Here is an 18,983-nt window from a genome sequence, read left to right on the forward strand (position 1 = left end):
CACCTATTGACGTGTTGGTTTTCGTCGGGGTTCCATGCAGCACCATGACCGACACCCTCCGCCCCGCCGACACCGTCGGCGCCCAGGCGCCGGAGCACGGCCACGCCACGCTCAACCGCTCCATCGGCGTGGTCGGCGGCACCCTCCTCACCCTGTCGTGCGTCACCCCGGCGTCCACCCTCTTCGTGGTGGTCCCGGACCTCTTCGGCACACTCGGGACCGCCACCGCCCTGACGATCGCCATCGGCTCCCTCCTCTGCATCGCCGTGGCGTTCTGCTACTCGGAGCTCGGCACCCTCATCCCGAGCGCCGGCGGCGAGTACGCGATGGTCTCCACGCTGGCCGGACGCCTCGCGGGCTGGCTCGTCTTCGTGCTGTCCCTCCTGGTCGTGATGATCGTCCCGCCGGTGATCGCGATGGGCACGGCCGACTACCTGGCCCCGGTGATCCACCTGGACCCGTCCGTCGCGGGCGCCGGAGTCATGCTCCTGGCCACCCTCGCCGGCCTCCTCGACCTGCGCGCCAACGCGTGGATCACGGGCGTCTTCCTGGTCCTCGAGGTGATCGCGGCGGCCGTGGTGGCCCTCCTCGGCTTCACCCACGCGCAACGCGGCCCGAGCAGCCTCCTGTCCATGCAGGTGGCGGGCGCGCACGGCCACGCGGACACGGTGACGGCCATGCTGGTGGTCTCCGGCCTGGCCATCGCCCTCTTCGTCACCCAGGGCTTCTCGACGGCCGTCTACCTCTCCGAGGAACTGGAGAACCCCCGCCGCAACGTGGCCCGCACGGTGCTGGCCACCCTCGCCATCTCCACCGTGATCATCCTGGTCCCGGTGGTGGCGATCACCCTGGGTGCCTCCGACCTGACCGAGCTGACCGGCGGCGACATCGGCACCATGGTCACGGCGTGGTCCGACTCCGCGGTCGGCACCTTCGTCAGCCTGTGCGTCGCCCTGGCGATCATCAACGCGGGCATCGTCATGGTCATCCAGAACTCCCGGGTCCTGTTCGCCTCGGCACGGGACAAGGCCTGGCCCTCCCCGGTCAACACCGTCTTCGCGAAGCTCGGCCGTTTCGGCTCCCCGTGGGTCGCCACCCTCGCGGTGGGCATCCCGGGAGCGGCCCTGTGCTTCGTGAACCTGGACACGCTGTACGGCGTCACGGGCGTCTCGGTGACGGGCATGTACCTCCTGGTGGCAGTGGCGGCCCTCTTGTCCCGCCGCAACCACCACCGCCACACCCCGGCCTGGCGCATGCCCCTGTGGCCCGCGATGCCGGTCCTCCTGATAGCGGTCCTGACGTACATCCTGACCCAGCAGGAGCCGGAGTACCTGCTGTGGACGGGCGGAATCACAGCAGCGGCGACCCTGTACTGGGCCCTGTACCTCCGCCCGAGAAGGGCCACGAGGTGGCTGGTCTCGATTCCGCAGGACTGATCGCCCCTTGATCGCCCCGCAGGGGTGAAAAGAGGCGCGGGGCTGTATCGATGTGCGGCTCCGCCGCGTGGGCGCGACCAGCCCCGACGGCGCAGCAGACGGCCCAAAGCAGGACCTCCCGAGCTCGTAGCCGTACCGCACCCGCTGTACGCCGCACACCCCCATCCACCCCCAGGATGGCGAGGAGTTCAGCCCCAGGTCGACACGTCCCCGACAGTTTCACCCCGTACCGTTGAAACATGGATCTTCGACGCCTCCGGAGGCCACGGTGGATCGCCGCCGCGGCCTCCGTCGTCGTCCTCGCCGCAGCCGGGACGTGGACGGCCGCCGCTTCCGACGACCCACCCCCGGTGCACCGCGCGGACCAGATCATGTCGATCGACGGCGTCCGCATAGACACCTCGTACTTCACGACGAACGGCACCGAGAGGCGCCCCGCGGTCCTCATGGGCCACGGCTTCGGCGGCAGCAAGAACGACGTACGCCCACAGGCACAAGCCCTGGCCAGAGACGGCTACGCGGTCCTCACCTGGTCGGCGAGAGGCTTCGGCAGGTCCACCGGCAAGGTCGGCCTCAACGACCCCGGCGCCGAGGTCAAGGACGTCAGCAAGCTGATCGACTGGCTGGCGAGGCAACCGCAGGTCCAGCTCGACAAGCCCGGCGACCCCCGCGTCGGCGTGACCGGCGCGAGCTACGGCGGCGCGATCTCCCTGCTCGCCGCCGGCCACGACGACCGCGTGGACGCCATCGCGCCCGAGATCACGTACTGGAACCTTTCGGACGCCCTCTTCCCGAACGGCGTCTTCAAGAAGCTCTGGGCCGGCATCTTCGTCAACTCCGCGGGCGGCTGCGCCAAGTTCGAGCCGCAGATCTGCGCGATGTACCAGCGCGTCGCCCAGTCCGGCACCCCGGACGCGAGCGCCGAGAAGATGCTGGAGGAACGCTCCCCGTCGGCCGTGGCCAAGGACATCAAGGTCCCCACCCTGCTGATCCAGGGCCAGACGGACTCCCTGTTCCCCCTGGACCAGTCCGACGCCGCCGCGAAGGCGATCCGAGCCAACGGCGCCCCCGTCGACGTCGACTGGATCGCGGGCGGCCACGACGGCGGCGACCTGGAGACGAGCCGCGTCCAGTCGCGGACCGCGTCCTGGTTCGACCGCTATCTCAAGGACGACAAGAGCGCCGACACCGGCCCCGCCTTCCGCGTCACCCGCACCCTCGGCACCGGCACCGGCGACGGCGAACCCCGCCTCACCGGAGTCACCGCCGACACCTACCCCGGCCTGGAGAGCGACGAGCAAAGGATCGCCCTGACCGGACGCGAGCAGGACTTCGTCAACCCGGCCGGCGCCAGCCCGCCCGCCGTCTCGGCCCTCCCCGGGCTCGGCAGCGCAGGTGGCCTCGCCCAGCTCTCCTCCCTCGGAGTCGGCGTCTCCCTCGACTTCCCTGGCCAGTACGCCGCGTTCGAGTCGGCCCCGGTCAAGGACGACCTCCAGATCACCGGTTCGCCGACCGTCACCGTCCATGTGAAGTCGACCAGCGACGACGCGGTCCTCTTCGCCAAGGTGTACGACGTCTCCCCTGGCCGCGACGGCCGGCAGACCCTGCCCTCCCAACTCGTCGAGCCCATCAGGGTCGAGGGCGCGAAGGCCGGCAAGGACGTCACGATCACCCTCCCGGCCATCGACCACGAGATCGACGACGGCCACCGCCTCAGGCTCGTCCTCGCCTCCACGGACCTCGGCTACGCCTCCCCGACGACCCCGGCCACGTACACCGTCTCCCTCAAGAGCGACCTCCACGTCCCCACCGCGCTCAGCGAGAAGAACACCCGGGCCCCGCTGCCCGCCTGGGTGTGGTGGCTGCCCCTCGCGGGCGCCGTGCTCGCGCTGGTCCTCGTGACGACGGGTCGCCGCCGTTCCGTGGCCCCCGCCGCCCCCGAGCCGGAACTCACCGAAGTCCCGCTCCAGATCAGCGGCCTGAGCAAGCGGTACGCCAAGTCCGCCGACCGGTACGCGGTCCGCGACCTCTCCTTCCGTGTCGAGAAGGGCCAGGTCCTCGGCCTGCTCGGCCCGAACGGCGCGGGCAAGACCACCACCCTGCGCATGCTGATGGGCCTGATCAAGCCGGACGGCGGCGAGATCCGCGTCTTCGGTCACGCCATCGCCCCCGGCGCCCCCGTCCTCTCCCGCGTCGGCGCCTTCGTCGAGGGCGCCGGCTTCCTCCCGCACCTGTCGGGCCAGGAGAACCTGGAGCTGTACTGGCGGGCCACCGGCCGCCCGCCCGAGGACGCCCACATGGAGGAGGCCCTGGAGATCGCCGGCCTCGGCGACGCCCTGGCCCGCGCGGTGCGCACCTACTCCCAGGGCATGCGCCAGCGCCTGGCCATCGCCCAGGCCATGCTGGGCATGCCGGACCTGCTCATCCTCGACGAACCCACCAACGGCCTCGACCCGCCGCAGATCCGCGAGATGCGTGAGGTGATGATCCGCTACGCGGCGGCCGGCCGCACGGTCATCGTCTCCAGCCACCTCCTCTCGGAGGTCGAGCAGTCCTGCACCCACCTCGTCGTCATGGACCACGGCCGGCTGGTCCAGGCGGGCCCGGTCGGCGAGATCGTCGGCTCCGGCGACACCCTCCTGGTCGGCACCGCCGTACCCGTCGAGGAACCGGTCGCGGAGAAGGTCGCTGCCCTGCCCGGCGTGGCCTCCGCCGTCACCACCGACGACGGCCTGCTCGTACGGCTCGACGCGGACGGCACAGCCCAGCGCCTCGTCACCGAACTCGTCCGGCTGGAGGTCCCCGTGACCTCGGTGGGTCCCCACCGCCGCCTCGAAGACGCCTTCCTCACCCTGATCGGAGACTCCGCATGAGCACGGTCACCGACCGCGCCGAGGTGGCCGACGGCTACCGCGCGGGCCGCACCCTGCCGGTCCGGGTAGAGCTGGTACGGCAGTTGAAGCGCCGCCGCACCCTCGTCATGTTCGGCATCCTCGTCGCGCTGCCCTTCGTCCTCCTCATCGCCTTCCAGCTGGGCGGCGGACCGGACTCGGGCACCAACCAGGTCAGCCTGATGGACACCGCGACCGTGTCCGGGGCGAACTTCGCCGCGGTGAACCTCTTCGCCTCCGCGGGCTTCCTGCTGGTCATCCCCGTCGCACTGTTCTGCGGGGACACCGTCGCCTCGGAGGCCAACTGGTCCTCCCTGCGCTATCTGCTCGCGGCCCCGGTGCCCAGGGCCCGGCTGCTGTGGTCGAAGCTCGCCGTCGGCCTCACCCTGAGCCTCGCCGCGATGCTGCTTCTCCCGCTGGTCGCCCTCGCGGTCGGCACGATCGCCTACGGCTGGGGCCCGTTGCAGCTCCCCACCGGCGGCTCGATGCCGGCGGGCACCGCGACCCAACGCCTGCTGATCACGGTGGCATACATCTTCGTCTCCCAACTCGTCACCGCGGCCCTCGCGTTCTGGCTCTCCACCCGCACCGACGCCCCCCTCGGCGCGGTCGGCGGCGCGGTCGGCCTCACCATCGTCGGCAACGTGCTGGACCAGGTGACCGCCCTCGGCGACTGGCGCGACTTCCTGCCCGCGCACTGGCAGTACGCCTGGCTGGACGCCGTCCAGCCGAAGCTGGAGTGGTCCGACATGATCCAGGGCACCTCCCTGTCGATAACGCTGGCCCTGGTGCTGTTCGCCCTGGCCTTCCGGGGTTTCGCCCGCAAGGACGTGGTCTCCTAGGTCAACGGAGGGTCACCCACCGGTCTCGACGGGCCGTGTTCGTGCCCCCTTCGATATCCATCCGCAACGCTCCGTAGCGCACGTTCCGGCCCCCCGGCCCGTCACAGTCGCAGAAGCCGACGTCAACAGGCCCAGGGGGTACGGACGATGGAGCGACAGCGGACACGACAGGTGATGCTCGCCCTCGCACTGGCGGGAGGCCTGCTGCTCACCGGCTGCGCCGGGGGAGAGGACGACGGAGGCAGGAGCAGCACCGACGGCTCCAGGGGCGGCTCGTACGGCTCGGCCTTCCCGGCCCCGGACCGGCCCGAGGGCGAACAGAACTCCGAGGAGTCCCGCGACCTCGATTCCCCGGAGCCCAAGGCACCCGACTATCTCTCCACCTTCGCCCTCGACGTCGACACCGCCTCCTACGGCTATGCCCGCCGCACCCTCGCCGAGGGCCGCCGCCCCGACCCCGCGACGATCCGTCCCGAGGAGTTCGTCAACAGCTTCCGCCAGGACTACGACCGCCCCGACGGCAACGGCTTCACGGTCACCGTCGACGGCGCCCGCACCGACCAGGACGACTGGTCCCTCATCCGGGTGGGCCTGGCCACCAGGAACGCCGAGGACGACGCGGACGAACGCCCGCCGGCCGCCCTGACCTTCGTCATCGACATCTCCGGCTCCATGGCCGAACCCGGCCGCCTCGACCTCGCCCAGCGCTCCCTCGACACCATGACGAACCGCCTCCACGACGACGACTCGGTCGCGATCGTCACCTTCAGCGACGAGGCCGAGACGGTCCTGCCGATGACCCGCCTCGGCGGCCACCGCGACCGCGTCCACCGGGCGATCGACGGCCTGGAGCCGACGTACTCCACCAACCTCGGCGCGGGCGTCGAGACCGGCTACCGCACGGCGGTCAAGGGCCTGCGCGAGGGCGCCACCAACCGGGTCGTCCTCATCTCCGACGCCCTCGCCAACGACGGCGACACCGACCCCGACTCCATCCTCGACCGCATCGACACCGCCCGCCGCGAACACGGCATCACCCTCTTCGGCGTGGGCGTCGGCAGCGACTACGGCGACGCCCTCATGGAACGCCTCGCCGACAAGGGCGACGGCCACACCGTCTACGTCTCCGGCGCCGACGACGCCGAGAAGGTCTTCTGCGAACAGCTCCCGGAGAACATCGACCTCACGGCCCGCGACGCCAAGGCCCAGGTCGCCTTCGACCCGCGGACCGTCGAGCAGTTCCGCCTGATCGGCTACGACGACCGCCGCGTAGCCGACGACGACTTCCGCGACGACCGCGTGGACGGCGGCGAGGTCGGCCCCGGCCACACCGTCACCGCCCTCTACGCGGTCCGCACCAGGCCCGGCGCCGAGGGCCACCTGGCCACCGCGACCGTCCGCTGGCAGGACCCCGAGACCAGGGCCCCGCACGAGCGGTCCGCCGAGCTGGAGACCTTCGACGACACCCTGCGCGAGGCGAACCCCCGCTTCCAGGTCGACGCGGTCGCCGCCTACTTCGCCGACGCCCTGCGCGACACGTACACCGACCAGCGCCTGCCGGGCCGGCCGTCCATGAGGGAACTCGCGGACTGGGCGGACGAATTGGGTGACCGCACCGACGACAGCGCGGTCCGCGAACTCGCCGCCACCATCGGCCGGGCCCGGCACCTCACGGACTGACGCCGGACCCATTGACCTTTTCTTACTTGGGGGTAAGTTAGCGGCCCAGTCGGAGCCGACCGGGGAGCCAGCATGGGCGTACGCAAGGACCTGAAGAGGGCGAGACACCTGGCGGGCCGGACCGCGGTCGAGGTCGTCAAGGACGAGAACGGTGTCGTACGGGAGGCCCGCACACCGCCCCTCGCCCCGCCCCCTACCACCGGCAGCATCGCCGACCTCCCCTTCACCAACGCGGCCGAGGCCCCCGACACGGTGGTCCTGCGCCGCAAGGAAGGGGACACCTGGAGCCCCGTCACGGCCGCCGCCTTCGCCCGCGAAGTCACCGCCGTGGCCAAGGGGTTGATCGCGGCGGGGCTCGAACCCGGCGGCCGGGTCGCGGTGATGTCCCGCACCCGCTACGAGTGGACGGTCCTCGACTTCGCGATCTGGGCGGCGGGCGGTCAGACGGTCCCGGTCTACTCCACCTCCTCGGCCGAGCAGGTGGAGTGGATCGTCCGGGACTCGGGCGCCCGCCATGTCGTCACCGAGAACGCCGAGAACGCGGCGACCGTCACCACCGGCACCTCGGACCACCAGGTCAAGCCCCGGATCTGGCAGGTGGATTCAGCGGCCCTCGACGAACTCACCGCCCTCGGGCACGACATCCCCGACGACGAGGTCACCAAGCGCCGCGCCGCCCTCACCCCCGAGACCATCGCCACGATCTGCTACACCTCCGGCACCACCGGCCGCCCCAAGGGCTGCGTCCTCACCCACGCCAACCTGCACGCCGAGGCCGCCAACACCGTCGAGCTGCTGCACCCCATCTTCAAGGAGGTCACCGACCGGACCGCCGCCACCCTGCTCTTCCTCCCGCTCGCCCACATCATGGGCCGCACCCTCCAGATCGCCTGTCTGATGGCCCGCATCGAGATCGGCCACTGCCCGAGCATCAAGCCCGACGAACTGCGGCCCGCGCTCAGGGAGTTCCGCCCGACCTTCCTCGTCGGCGTCCCGTACCTCTTCGAGAAGATCCACGCCACCGGCCGCGCCACCGCCGAGAAGATGGGCCGCGCCGCCTCCTTCGACCGCGCCCACCGCGTCGCCGTCCGCTTCGGCCAGGCCTATCTGAACAAGTTCCTCGGCCGCGGCAAGGGACCGGGACCCGGCCTCTACGCCGCCTGGGGCCTGTACGACCTGCTCGTGTACCGCCGGATCCGCAAGGAACTCGGCGGCCGCATGAGCTACGCCATCAGCGGCGGCTCGCCCCTCGACCGCGACCTCAACCTGTTCTTCGCCGCCGCCGGCATCATCATCTACGAGGGCTACGGCCTCACCGAGACCAGTGCCGCAGCCACCATCGTCCCGCCGCTCAGCCCCCGCCCCGGCACGGTCGGCCAGCCGATCCCCGGCACCGCGATCCGCATCGCCGACGACGGCGAGGTCCTGATCAAGGGCGGAGTCGTCTTCGGCGCCTACTGGCACAACCCCGAGGCCACCGACGCCGTCCTCAAGGACGACTGGTTCGCCACCGGCGACCTCGGCGCCCTCGACGAGGACGGCTACCTCACCATCACCGGCCGCAAGAAGGACCTCCTCGTCACCTCCGGCGGCAAGAACGTCTCCCCGGCGGTCCTGGAGGACCGGCTGCGCAGCCGGGCCCCGGTCGGCCAGTGCCTCGTCGTCGGCGACAACCGCCCCTTCGTCGCCGCCCTGATCACCCTGGACCCCGAGGCGATGACCCACTGGCTCTCCGTCCGGGGCCTGCCCGCCGACACCCCGCACGCCGAACTCGCCAAGGACGAACGGCTGCACGCCGACCTCCAGAAGGCCGTCGACCACGCCAACGCGGCCGTCTCCCGCGCCGAGTCGATCCGCGCCTTCCGCCTGGTCGAGGGGGAGTTCACCGAGGACAACGGCATGCTCACCCCGTCCCTGAAGGTCAAACGGCACACGGTGACGGCGGCGTACGCGGAGGACATCGAGGCCATCTACCGGAAGTGAGGCATCCTCGCGGCGCCCGGACACACGAAAACGGCGGGCCACCCGAGAACCGGTGGCCCGCCGTTCCGGCGGAGCGGGGAGCCTCAGCTGCCGACGGCGCCGTTGCCCGACAGGGCCGAGATGTCGTCCAGGATGTGCGACAGCGGCTCGTCGCCCTTGGCCTGGGTGGAGTTCTCGACACACTGCTGGTTCTGCGGGGCCGACAGGACCGGCACGTCCTGGAGGACACCGACGGCGACGAGGCCGACGAGACCCTGGGCGTTCAGCTTGGCCGGCAGACCGACACAGGGCTTGTTCAGCGAGCCCTGGACCAGCGAGAGCTGCGGGCTCATGTCGCCGAACGTGGCCGAGTTGCCGAACTCCTGCGAGGCGCCGTTGCCACTGGCGGACGTGGTGCCGCTGTCGTTGCCGATGGCGAGCGCCTGGGGGGCGGCCGCGGCCGCGACACCGGCGACGGACGCGGCAACAGCCGCGGTTGCCCACAGCTTCTTCATGTTCATTCCCTTCGAAAAGCGGACTCCGGGGAGGAGCTGCATGATCGTCAACGCCCGACCCCCGGCCGGGGTTGCGCTCTTTGCCCCGATTGGCCCAGCGCGCGACCGGAACCCGTAAGCGCCCCTCATGCGCAGGCGTAAGCACTCCCGCGCACGGTGACGGCATGCATCAGGCGGGGCGGGTCGTACGGCTTCGGATTTGTGCCCGCCTTGAGCAGCGGCCGGTCCTCGCGCAGCGTCTTGAACATCGCGCCCGCCTGCGCCTTGTCCCAGGCCAGCGTGGAACCGATGTCCGGCCGGGTCGGGTTGAACCCGGCGACCGGCACCGTCGCGAACTCCGTGTTCTTCGCCTGCACCTTGTGCAGCGCGGCCGCCAGCTCCACCAGGTCCCCGGCCGTGAAGCCCTGCTCGACCTGGCCGGACCCCAGCAGGGTGCGCACGAGGGCGGTGGTCTTCACCGGGTCGGTCAGCAGCCGTTTCGCCTGGAGCCCGCGCAGCGCCTGCACCAGGAAGCGCTGCTGCCGCTGGATCCGCCCGAGGTCCGCCGCCTGGTCCACCTTCCGCGACCGGACGTACTGGAGCGCCGGGCCGCCCTTCAGCCGGTGTTTGCCGGGCTTCAGATCCAGCTTGGTGGCCTTGTCCTGAAGGCGCCGTGCGGTGCACACCTCGACTCCGCCGACCTTGTCGACGCCGTCGATGAAGCGCCGGAAGTCCAGCTGGAGGTAGTGGTCGATGTTCAGCCCGGTCATCGACTCGACGGTGGCGACGGTGAGTCGGGGGCCGCCCTCGGCGTACGCGCCGTTGATCTTCGAGGGACGCGTCGGCAGCTGCTCGCCGGTGCCCTCGTCGCGGTGGGGCGGGATGTCGGCGTAGGAGTCGCGCGGCAGGGCCACCACGCTGACGCGGTCCTGGCGGGCCGAGACATGGACCACCATCAGGACGTCCGTGCAGTCGCAGGCGAAGCCACCGGCGTGGAACTCGCGCTTCTCGGCGGCGGAGATGGTGTCCCGGCCGTCCGTTCCCATCACCAGGATGTTCGTGCCGTGCCCCGCGTGGGCGGTGCGGACAGGGTCGGTCCGGCCAGGGAGGACGGCGCCCGCGAGCAGCAGGGCGGAGGTCGCCAGGACGACCGAGGAAAGGGTTCTCTTCATCGTCACGCGACGCAAAATAGGTCAGCGGACCGCCGGTGGTACGGCGGCCCGCTGACGGGGGCTCAGAAACCAGCCCCAGGGCTCATCGGCCCGCGGTGCACGACGGCTCAGCTGTGCGCGGCGCCGTTGCCGGACAGGGCCGAGATGTCGTCCAGGATGTGCGACAGCGGCTCGTCGCCCTTGGCCTGGGTGCTGTTCTCGACACACTGCTGGTTCTGCGGGGCCGACAGGATCGGCACGTCCTGGAGGACACCGACGGCGGCGAGGCCGACGAGACCCTGGAGGTTCACCTTCGCGGGCAGACCGATGCAGGGCTTGTTCAGCGAACCCTGGATGAGCGCCATCTGCGGGCTCATGTTGCCGTAGGTGGCCGAGTTGCCGAACGACTGCGAGGCACCGTTGCCGCTGGCGGACGTGGTGCCGTGGTCGTTGCCGATGGCCATGGCGGGGGAGGCGGCACCCACGATGGAAGCGGCGACCGCGGCGGAAGCCAGAACCTTCTTGATCACTTGCTGATTCCCTTCTGGAGAAACCCCGACCACCGGAGCGCCCTGGACAACTCGCCCCGGCGCGGCTTGGTTGCTGTCATTCACTCCGATGGCCCAAAGGTGCTCGGGGGAATTTCGCGCCGCGGCAGCGCCATTCGGGTGACGGGTCGAAACCAATCCGGGTGCCACAGGTTGATGCGGAAGCAGGAACAGTGCGTCTCGTCCCCGGGGACATGTCCCAGGAGGCGTGTCCCAGGAAAGGAAAGCGAAATGCTGAAGAAGGCAATGGCCGTGGCGGCGGTCGCCGCGTCCGTCGTCGGTGCCTCGGCGGCGGTGGCCCCCCAGGCGCTTGCCATCGGCAACGACCACGGCACCACGTCGGCCAGCGGCAACGGTGCCCACAGCGCGTTCGGCAACCAGGTGACCAAGGGTGACATGAGCCCGCAGGCCACGCTGGTCCAGGGCTCGCTGAACAAGCTCTGCGTCGGCCTGCCGGCGAAGGCGAACCTCCAGGGCATCGTCGGCGTCATCGCCGCCGTCGGTGTCGCGCAGGACGTGCCGATCCTGTCGGCCCCGCAGAACCAGCAGTGCGCCGAGAACAGCACCCAGGCCAAGGGCGACGAGCCGCTGTCGCACATCCTGGACGACGTCTCCGCCCTGTCGGGCAACGGCGCCGTCGGCAGCTGAATCCCCCGCTTCGAAAACGCCCGGGCCACGGCCCGGGCGTTTTTCGTTGCTGATACACCGTCAATTTCTTTTCGCGTTGCTCGGATGAAGTGTTTCCTTGAAGGCGTTCGAGTGAATTACCCGGCGACACACGTTCCGTAGTTTCCTTCGCTGTCTATCCCTCGTTCTACAGCCTGCCGGTCATGGTGCGAGCCGTCCCGAATGCGCTCGCCCGGTTTCTACCGTCACTTCAGGCATGACCGCAGAGAAGGGAAACCTCATGAAGAAGACCGCTGCTGTCGTCGCGGGCGCGATCATGGCCCTCGGCATGGCCGCCCCGGCCTTCGCCGACGCCGGTGCCCAGGGTGCCGCGATCGGCTCCCCGGGTGTCCTCTCCGGCAACCTGGTCCAGATTCCGGTGCACGTGCCGATCAACGTGTGCGGCAACACCGTGAACGTCATCGGCCTGCTGAACCCGGCCATCGGCAACTCGTGCGTCAACGGCTGACGACGTAAACCGCCAGCCGCCCGGCTGTGCCAGGGCCGGCCCCGGACGTCTTCCAGTCGTTCGGGGCCGGCTTTTCCCATTTCTTCGAGCAGGAAGACAACGAGATTGCGCCAGACACTGAGCAAGGGAATGGTCGCGGCCGCCGCCGCGACGAGCATTCTGTCCCTGTGCGGCGGTCCCGCGATCGCCGAATCGCACGCGGGCGGGGCAGCCAAGGACTCGGCGGGCGTGCTGTCCGGCAACACCGCGAAGGCGCCGCTGGAGGTGCCGCTCAACGCCTGCGGTGACTCCGTGGACGTGATCGCCGCCCTCGACCCCGCGTTCGGCAACTCCTGCGCGAACGCCCCGGCCCCGCACAAGGCCGGTTCCCACGGCCCCCAGGGCCGTCACGCCTCCCGCGGGGACGACCACGGCTACGGCGGCGACGACTGCGACACCGAGGGCGGCTACGGCAGCCACGGCGGCGACTGCGGGGAGACCCCGCCCCCGACGAAGCCCCCTCACACCCCCCCGACAAAGCCCCCGCACACACCTCCCCACACCCCACCGCACACGCCTCCGCATACGCCCCCGCACACCCCACCTCACACGCCCCCGCACACTCCGCCGACGACGAAGCCTCCGCACACGCCGCCGCACACGCCTCCCCACACTCCGCCGACGACGCCGGGCACTCCGCCCACGACGACGCCGCCGCACACGCCCCCGCACACCCCTCCCCACACGCCCCCGCACACTCCGCCGACGACGAAGCCCCCGCACACGCCCCCCGTGACGTCGCCTCCGCACACGCCCCCCGTGACGTCGCCTCCGCACACGCCCCCCATGACGTCGCCCCCGCACACGCCTCCGACCACCACCCCGCCCAGCACCCCTCCGCACCTGCCGCACACCGGCAGCAGCGGTGAGGCCATGCTGGCCGCGTCGGGTGTCAGCGCCGCGCTGATCGTGGCCGGAGCCGTCCTGTACCGACGAGGCCGGGCCGCGTCCCGCCGTTAGGACCGGCACCGGGTGCCGGGCCGCCCCGACCCGGCACCCGCGCCCGTCGGCGGCCGTGCCTCAGCGGCTGCTCGCCCTCTCGTCACCGGGCAGGTCCGAGAGTCCGGGGAGACCGCCTGGTCCCGTCCGCTCGGTCAGCCGGGGCAGGTCGGTCAGGGACGCCACGGGCGCCGTCCCCTGGCGGACCACCTGTGCGGCCGCCGGCTGCCCGCGCCGCGCGCCCATCCGGCGCACCCGTTCGAGCAGCCGGCGGGACACATGCCGGGCCCACAGCGCCCACATCGCCCACCCGGGCCTGCGGTCGTCCGCCGCGTGCCACGCGAACTCCCGCCGCGCCGGCGCCGGACGCAGCGCCGCCAGCGGCGCGTAGTTCTCCACCACGAACGCCCGCCCGGGCAGCGCCACCCCGTCCGGCAGCGGCCGGTGGGTCAGGTCCAGGTGCAGCGCGCGGACGACGTCCAGGCCGGCGCTGTCGGTGAAGAGCCGGAACTGCGCGCCGGGCCGCGGGTTGAAGTCCAGCAGGTGGAAGTCGCCGTTCGTGCCGTGGCGCCGGAAGTCGAGGTCCAGGATGCCGCGGTAGCCCAGCGCGCCGGTCAGCCGCTCGGCGAGCACCCGCACCCGCGGATCGGGCCGCCAGTGGCCCACCGCGGTCAGCCCCGCACCGCGCGGCCAGGACTGCTCCTTGACACCGCTGCCGCCCGCACGCAGGGCACCGCCGCGGTCGGCGTACCCGTGGAAGAACCAGTCGCCGTCCGGCTGCGGCGGCAGGAACTCCTGGAGCAGCAGCCGGCTCCCCGCCTCCTCGGACCGCAGATACAGCTCGCGGGCCTCCTGCGGCGAGCGCACCACCACCGTGCTGCGCAGCCCGCCCTCCGTCGGCAGCAGCCAGGGCCGGCTCCACTTGGCGACCACCGGCGGCCCGAGCCGCCAGGCCATCGCGTCCGCCTCCCCGGCGCTCTGGGGGACCAGCGTCACCGGATGCGGCACGCCCACGGCCGCGCACACCTCGGCCAGTTCCGCCTTGTCCGCCAGCCGTTCGGCGAGCGGGCCAGGCTGCTGCGGCAGCAGATAGGAGGGGGCCAGCTCCTCGCCCAGCGTGCCCACCGCGACGGCGCTCGCGTCGTCCATGGGGATCAGCACGGCCGGGTGCGGGATCCGGGCGGCCACGCGGCGCAGCACGGCGGCGATGTCACCGGGGGACGCCCCCGGCGGCGGCGCGGGATGCAGCTGCCGCACGAAGCGGGACGTGCGCACCGGACTTCCCGCGCAGTCGGCGACGACGTGCACGTCCACGCCCGCCCTGCCGAGCGAACGCACGGCACCCAGCGTGCCGTGGTGAAAGGGGTTCCGGTCGATCCGCAACAGCACGGCGGGGACTCGGGTGTCGAACAGCGACACGGGCCATTCCTTCGGGTCGGTTCACTCGTGCGGACCATCGCAGCACTCGAAAGCCGTAGGCACGGTGGCGGAATTCATATTGATATGACTGAGTGTCAGTTAGTCGGAGAAGTGTCCGGAAAGCGCGAGAGTGGAGAAAGGAGCAGGAATGGACTCACAGCACAGACGGGCTCGTACCGGACGGCTGGCGTTCATCGCGGTGACAGTGGCCGCGTCGGCCGCCCTGGCGTCGGGCCCGGGTTTCGCCGTGGGGGCGGTCGGAGATCCACCCGCTCCGGCCTCCGCGGTCACCCCGGTTCCCGAGGTCCCGCCGGTTCCCGCCGTGACGCCCGCACCGGCGATCACCCCGGATCCCGTCACTCCGGTCCCTGTCACCCCGGCGCCCGTCACCCCGGTGGTGCCGGTGAAGCCGGTGGAACCCGTCATGCCCGGGGAGGTCCCCGCCTTCGGCGCCTATCTCGACTACGGCCCCGACGGTGTCTCCCGGATGACCGAGCTCAGCCGCTGGCTGGGCAACGCCGACCTGCGCGTCGGGCACACCTATCTGCCCGGTGACCGCTGGAGCAACATCGAGGGCAGGCCCGACTTCCTGGAGGCGTGGGCCGACTGGCGCACCAAGCGCGCCGACCGGATGTTCGTCCTCAACGTGCCGATGATGGAGCGCAACGAGGACCGCCTCTCCGACCAGCAGGTCCGCTTTCTGCTGCGCCGGGCCGCGGCCGGTCAGTTCGACGAGCACTACCGCGTCCTCGCGAAGCGTCTGGTCGACCTGAAGGTGCCGGACACGGTGATCGTGCTCGGCTGGGAGATGAACGGCACCACGTACTCCCATCGTTGCGGTCCGGACCCGGAGTCCTGGAAGAAGTACTGGAACAGGATCGTCACCACCATGCGGTCGGTCCCGGGCCAGAAGTTCAAGTTCGACTTCAATCCGACGCGCGGCCGGGACGCCGTTCCGTGGACCCAGTGCTATCCGGGTGACGACACCGTCGACATCATCGGCATGGATTCCTACGACCAGCCGTCGGGAATCACTTTCGACCAGCAGATCAAGGAGCCCTACGGCCTCCAGGAGCACGTCGATTTCGCGAAGGCCCACGGAAAGCCCATCTCCTATCCCGAATGGGGGCTTTTCCGCAACGGGGACAATCCCGAGTACATGAAACGCATGCTCGCCTGGATGGACGAGCACAAGCCGCTGTACAACACGTTGACCGACTACTGCCCGCACGGTGTGTGGCAGTGCTCGGACAACCCGAAGTCGTCCGAGGTCTACCGTTCGGTGCTGTTCGGCCGGACCGGTGAGCCGACCACGGAACCGACCACCGAGCCGACCAAGCCCACCGAGCCGACGGCACCGCCGACCACCCCGCCCACCACCGAGCCCACGAAGCCGCCCACCCCGACGACCCCGCCCAGCTGCTCGCCGCTGCAACTGGGCGACTGGGTGGAGTACTGGCTCGGCGGGAAGCTGTGCCTGCGCTTCGACTGGTACTCGCGCAACCGCTAGCCGCACCCGCCGGCGGCGGCAGGCCCCCTCAGGACCTGCCGCCACCGGCACGCTCCCTCCACCCGTGCCAGCGCAGCAGCAGTTCCTTGCCCCACCGCCGCGCGGCCACGTCGCACAGGACCGCGGTCAGCAGCGGGGCCGTGTGCCTGCGCGCCAGCAACAACCTCTGGTTCACGACCTGTTCGGGCCGCCAGTGCTGCTTGTACGGCTCGTTGCCGCGCAGCAGGCTCAGCGTGCCGCGCGCGTGCTCACTGCACGCGTCGAGCAGCATCACCGCCACGTCCGCCTTGCGTTCCCGCAGCCGCGGATGGGCCCCGTACAGATAGCCGCCGGCCAGCCGCCGCGACAGCAGCGTCAGGTCCACGGCCACCACGTCGTCGTCGAGCCGGAACTCGGTGACCACCGCGTCCCCGGAGCGCACCATCGGCCCGACCGAGCGCACCAGGTGGTCGCAGAACCGCGGCCGCAGATGTTCCGACGTCACCTTCCTTCCCTGCCACTGAAGTTGATGCAGCTCGATGAGCCGCCGCAGCGCCGTGTCCACCTCGTCCGGGTGGACGACCGTGCGCTCGACCCCGAGCGAGGTCAGCTTGCGCAGCTTGGCGCGCACCCGCTGCTGGGCCTTCGTGGACGGCAGCCGGGCCACCAGCTCGTCCATCGGTACGGCGGGCAGCTCCAGGCACACCGAGTCGCCGACCCGGCGCCGGGGCCCGCTCCAGTGGTCGTAGATCCGCTCGGCCGCGCCGCCCGGGCGCACCTCGCGGAAGTCGACCAGCGCGGTGCGGGCCGCCCGGGCGAGACCGTCGGTGAGGGCGGCCACGGCCTCCTCGCCCCGCCCGTCGTCCAGCAGGACGTCCCCGTAGTCGGAGATCGCTCCGCCCAGCGGCACCAGGGAGGGCACCGGGCGGCCCACCCGCATCAGCGGGGCGGCGGCGACCAGTTCGCCCTCGTGCCGGACCAGAACCAGCCTCAGGCGCCCGGGCCTGCCGTACGACAGCCACCAGGAGTGCAGCCAGGCGTGGCTCTGGAACGGGGTCGCGGACTCGCACCGGCGGTACAACCCGTCCCACTCGGGGCCGAGTTCGGCGAAGGCCCGCTCGTCGGTGACCAGGTGGGTCGTGTACGTCACAGCTGTCCGTGGGCTTCGGCGGCCACGGCGGGGGCCGGCACCGACGCCGGACGGCCCTGGTCCCGGCCGGTGCGCCGGGGCCGGGCCAGCAGCACCAGGCCACCGAGCAGTCCGCCCGCGCTCGCGCCGACCAGGCCCGTCACCGCGGGGGAGGCGGAGGAAGGCTCGGTGGGCTTGGTGGCGCGGGCGAACTGCTGAAGCTCGACGTTGGTGGCGCTCTTGGTGTCGTTCGCGTGCCGGGTCAGGGCGCGGGAGACCGCGTTGGCCATGTCGGCGGCCAGGTCGGGGCGGTCGGAGGTGGCCGTGATGGAGACCATCGGGGCGTCCGGCGAAGTCGCCGTCTGGACACTCGACTTGAGCGTGCGCACCGGCACTCCGGCCCACACCTGGGCGTCGCCGAGCACCGCGACCTGCGTGGCGACCCGGCCGTAGGCCTGCGCGAAGCCCAGCGCGGACGCCGAGTCGGACTTCTCGGTCGGTACGGCGACGACATAGGCCGTGGCCGTGTACGCGGGCGGCTTCGCGAGGCCGTAGACCCCGCCGAGCAGTCCGCCCGCTAGGGCGCCCGCGGCGATCAGGGACCAGGCCGGAAGAGCCTTGACGCGGCCCAGCGGCGAGGGGCGGCGGGGGCTGGTGGGAAGGTCGGTGGTGGTCATGAGGAACTGGCTCCCTGGGGTGACGGGGACACGGAAGGAGCGGCCACGGCGGCCGCGTAGACGTCCATCAGCTGGGCGGCACTGCGAGTGATGCTGTAGTGGTGGGCGGCCTCCGGCGCGGCGCGCGGACCGGTGTCGTGCGCGCGGGTGGCCGCCACCGCGCGGGCGAACGCGGTGGGGTCGCAGGCGACCTGGCGGGCCGCACCCGTGCTCTCGGGCGGCAGGTCCTCGATCGCCGGGCAGGAGGCGTAGAGCACGGGCAGCCCGGCCGCCAGCGCCTCCACGGCCGCGAGCCCGAAGGCCTCCTCCGGAGAGGGGGAGGCCAGCACGTCCATCGCGGAGGTGAGGGAGGGCAGGTCCGGGCCCGGGGAGCCGTCCGGGGCGTAGGGCCGTTCGCCGGTGAACAGGACCCGGTCGGCCACGCCCGCCTCGTGCGCGGTGCGCCGGAGGTGGTGCTCCTCGGGCCCCCCGCCCACCAGCACCAGCCGGCAGATCTCGGGGAGCTGGGCGAGGGCGCGGATCAGGACGTCGAACCGCTTGCCCGGGTGCAGGCGCCCGATGCCTCCGACGACGTACGCCGTCTCGGGCAGCCCGAGAGCCTGCCGGGCACGCAGCCGGCGGGCCGGGTCGAAGCGGAAGCGGTCCAGGTCGATGCCGTTCGGCACGACCGCGATCCGGGGCGCGGGCACGCCCCAGTGCCGCAGGCGGGCGGCGACCGTGGGCGAGACGGCGACCGTGGACCGGCCGAGGCGCTCGCTGGCCAGGTACAGGCCGCGCACCCCCCTGGTGAGCCTGCGGCCCTCCATCTGTGAGTCGCCGAGGGAGTGTTCGGTGGCCACGATCGCCCGCACCCCCGCGAGCCGCGCCGCGAGCCTGCCGTAGACGCAGGCCCGGTAGAGGTGGGTGTGCACGAGGTCGTAGCCCCCGGACCGGATGTGGCGCACCAGCCGGGGCAGCGCCCCCAGGTCCCGGTTCCCGGCCATCCCGAGGTGGGTCACCCGTACGCCGTCGGCGACAAGCCCGTCCGCGACCGCGCCCGGGTTGGTCAGCGTCACGACCTCGCAGTCGACCGGCAGGTGCCTGAGCAGCAGCCGCAGTTGCTGCTCGGCACCGCCCACGCCGAGACCGGTGATGACATGCAGGGCCCGCACC

16 protein-coding genes are annotated in these 18,983 nt (G+C 71.6%); 9 read left to right on the plus strand and 7 right to left on the minus strand.

Translation table 11 applies throughout. The features are described from left to right. The first annotated feature begins 44 nt into the window (after positions 1-44). From IF54_RS0103490 to IF54_RS0103510, 5 genes are all read left to right on the plus strand, one after another. Positions 45-1,436: an APC family permease gene (locus IF54_RS0103490; protein WP_030314335.1), complete on the plus strand. Its 1,392-nt coding sequence runs from the start codon at positions 45-47 to the stop codon at positions 1,434-1,436. Positions 1,437-1,675: 239 nt separating this feature from the next. Beyond that, entirely contained in the window at positions 1,676-4,309 is a 2,634-nt protein-coding gene (locus IF54_RS0103495) for an alpha/beta fold hydrolase (RefSeq protein WP_030314337.1), read from the plus strand. After that, positions 4,306-5,169, plus strand: a complete 864-nt coding sequence (locus tag IF54_RS0103500) for an ABC transporter permease (protein WP_030314339.1) — start codon at positions 4,306-4,308, stop codon at positions 5,167-5,169. The genes IF54_RS0103495 and IF54_RS0103500 overlap by 4 nt, the downstream gene beginning before the upstream one ends. A 147-nt stretch (positions 5,170-5,316) precedes the next feature. Beyond that, positions 5,317-6,849, plus strand: a complete 1,533-nt coding sequence (locus tag IF54_RS0103505; RefSeq protein WP_030314341.1) for a vWA domain-containing protein — start codon at positions 5,317-5,319, stop codon at positions 6,847-6,849. A gap of 72 nt (positions 6,850-6,921) precedes the next feature. Next, entirely contained in the window at positions 6,922-8,832 is a 1,911-nt protein-coding gene (locus IF54_RS0103510; protein ID WP_030314344.1) for an AMP-dependent synthetase/ligase, read from the plus strand. An 83-nt stretch (positions 8,833-8,915) separates the two neighbouring features. On the opposite strand, the gene IF54_RS0103515 is transcribed toward IF54_RS0103510, so the two are convergent. From IF54_RS0103515 to IF54_RS0103525, 3 genes are all read right to left on the minus strand, one after another. Continuing rightward, positions 8,916-9,326 (minus strand): rodlin, encoded by a 411-nt coding sequence (locus IF54_RS0103515; RefSeq protein WP_030314346.1) that lies wholly within the window; start codon positions 9,324-9,326, stop codon positions 8,916-8,918. Between the two features lie 125 nt (positions 9,327-9,451). Beyond that, positions 9,452-10,477: an LCP family protein gene (locus tag IF54_RS0103520; protein WP_037819224.1), complete on the minus strand. Its 1,026-nt coding sequence runs from the start codon at positions 10,475-10,477 to the stop codon at positions 9,452-9,454. 107 nt (positions 10,478-10,584) lie between these two features. Then, positions 10,585-10,986 (minus strand): rodlin, encoded by a 402-nt coding sequence (locus tag IF54_RS0103525; RefSeq protein ID WP_030314353.1) that lies wholly within the window; start codon positions 10,984-10,986, stop codon positions 10,585-10,587. Positions 10,987-11,235: 249 nt separating this feature from the next. On the opposite strand from IF54_RS0103525, the gene IF54_RS0103530 reads away from it, so the two are divergent. The 3 genes from IF54_RS0103530 (at position 11,236) to IF54_RS44030 (ending at position 13,138) form a co-directional block, all read left to right on the plus strand. Beyond that, positions 11,236-11,652 carry a rodlin gene (locus tag IF54_RS0103530; protein ID WP_030314355.1) on the plus strand — a complete coding sequence of 139 codons (417 nt, stop codon included), beginning with the start codon at positions 11,236-11,238 and terminating at the stop codon, positions 11,650-11,652. Between the two features lie 235 nt (positions 11,653-11,887). Then, complete coding sequence (locus IF54_RS0103535; protein WP_199821174.1) at positions 11,888-12,139, plus strand: chaplin; 252 nt, start codon at positions 11,888-11,890, stop codon at positions 12,137-12,139. Between the two features lie 105 nt (positions 12,140-12,244). Further along, a complete protein-coding gene (locus IF54_RS44030; protein WP_037819227.1) occupies positions 12,245-13,138 on the plus strand; it encodes a chaplin in 894 nt (297 codons plus the stop codon). A 60-nt stretch (positions 13,139-13,198) separates the two neighbouring features. Here IF54_RS44030 and IF54_RS0103545 read toward each other — a convergent pair whose 3' ends face one another. Further along, the gene (locus tag IF54_RS0103545; RefSeq protein ID WP_030314365.1) at positions 13,199-14,536 is read right to left on the minus strand and encodes a hypothetical protein; all 1,338 of its coding nucleotides are present in this window, start codon (positions 14,534-14,536) and stop codon (positions 13,199-13,201) included. A gap of 148 nt (positions 14,537-14,684) precedes the next feature. Between IF54_RS0103545 and IF54_RS0103550 the strand changes: the two genes are divergently transcribed. Next, a complete protein-coding gene (locus IF54_RS0103550; RefSeq protein WP_030314367.1) occupies positions 14,685-16,046 on the plus strand; it encodes a glycoside hydrolase family 26 protein in 1,362 nt (453 codons plus the stop codon). Positions 16,047-16,074: 28 nt separating this feature from the next. Here IF54_RS0103550 and IF54_RS0103555 read toward each other — a convergent pair whose 3' ends face one another. From IF54_RS0103555 to IF54_RS0103565, 3 genes are read right to left on the minus strand one after another with little or no spacing between them, the layout of a single operon-like run. Next, positions 16,075-17,175: a GNAT family N-acetyltransferase gene (locus tag IF54_RS0103555; RefSeq protein ID WP_030314369.1), complete on the minus strand. Its 1,101-nt coding sequence runs from the start codon at positions 17,173-17,175 to the stop codon at positions 16,075-16,077. Then, on the minus strand, positions 17,172-17,831 hold the full coding sequence (locus IF54_RS0103560) for an LPS biosynthesis protein (RefSeq protein ID WP_030314371.1): 660 nt from the start codon (positions 17,829-17,831) through the stop codon (positions 17,172-17,174). The genes IF54_RS0103555 and IF54_RS0103560 overlap by 4 nt, the downstream gene beginning before the upstream one ends. Continuing rightward, entirely contained in the window at positions 17,828-18,982 is a 1,155-nt protein-coding gene (locus IF54_RS0103565; RefSeq protein WP_030314373.1) for a glycosyltransferase, read from the minus strand. Before IF54_RS0103565 ends, IF54_RS0103560 begins: the two co-directional genes overlap by 4 nt. Position 18,983: the final 1 nt, after the last annotated feature.

Origin of the sequence: Streptomyces sp. NRRL B-3229 (genome assembly GCF_000719505.1) — a bacterium.
GTDB lineage: Bacteria > Actinomycetota > Actinomycetes > Streptomycetales > Streptomycetaceae > Streptomyces > Streptomyces griseorubiginosus.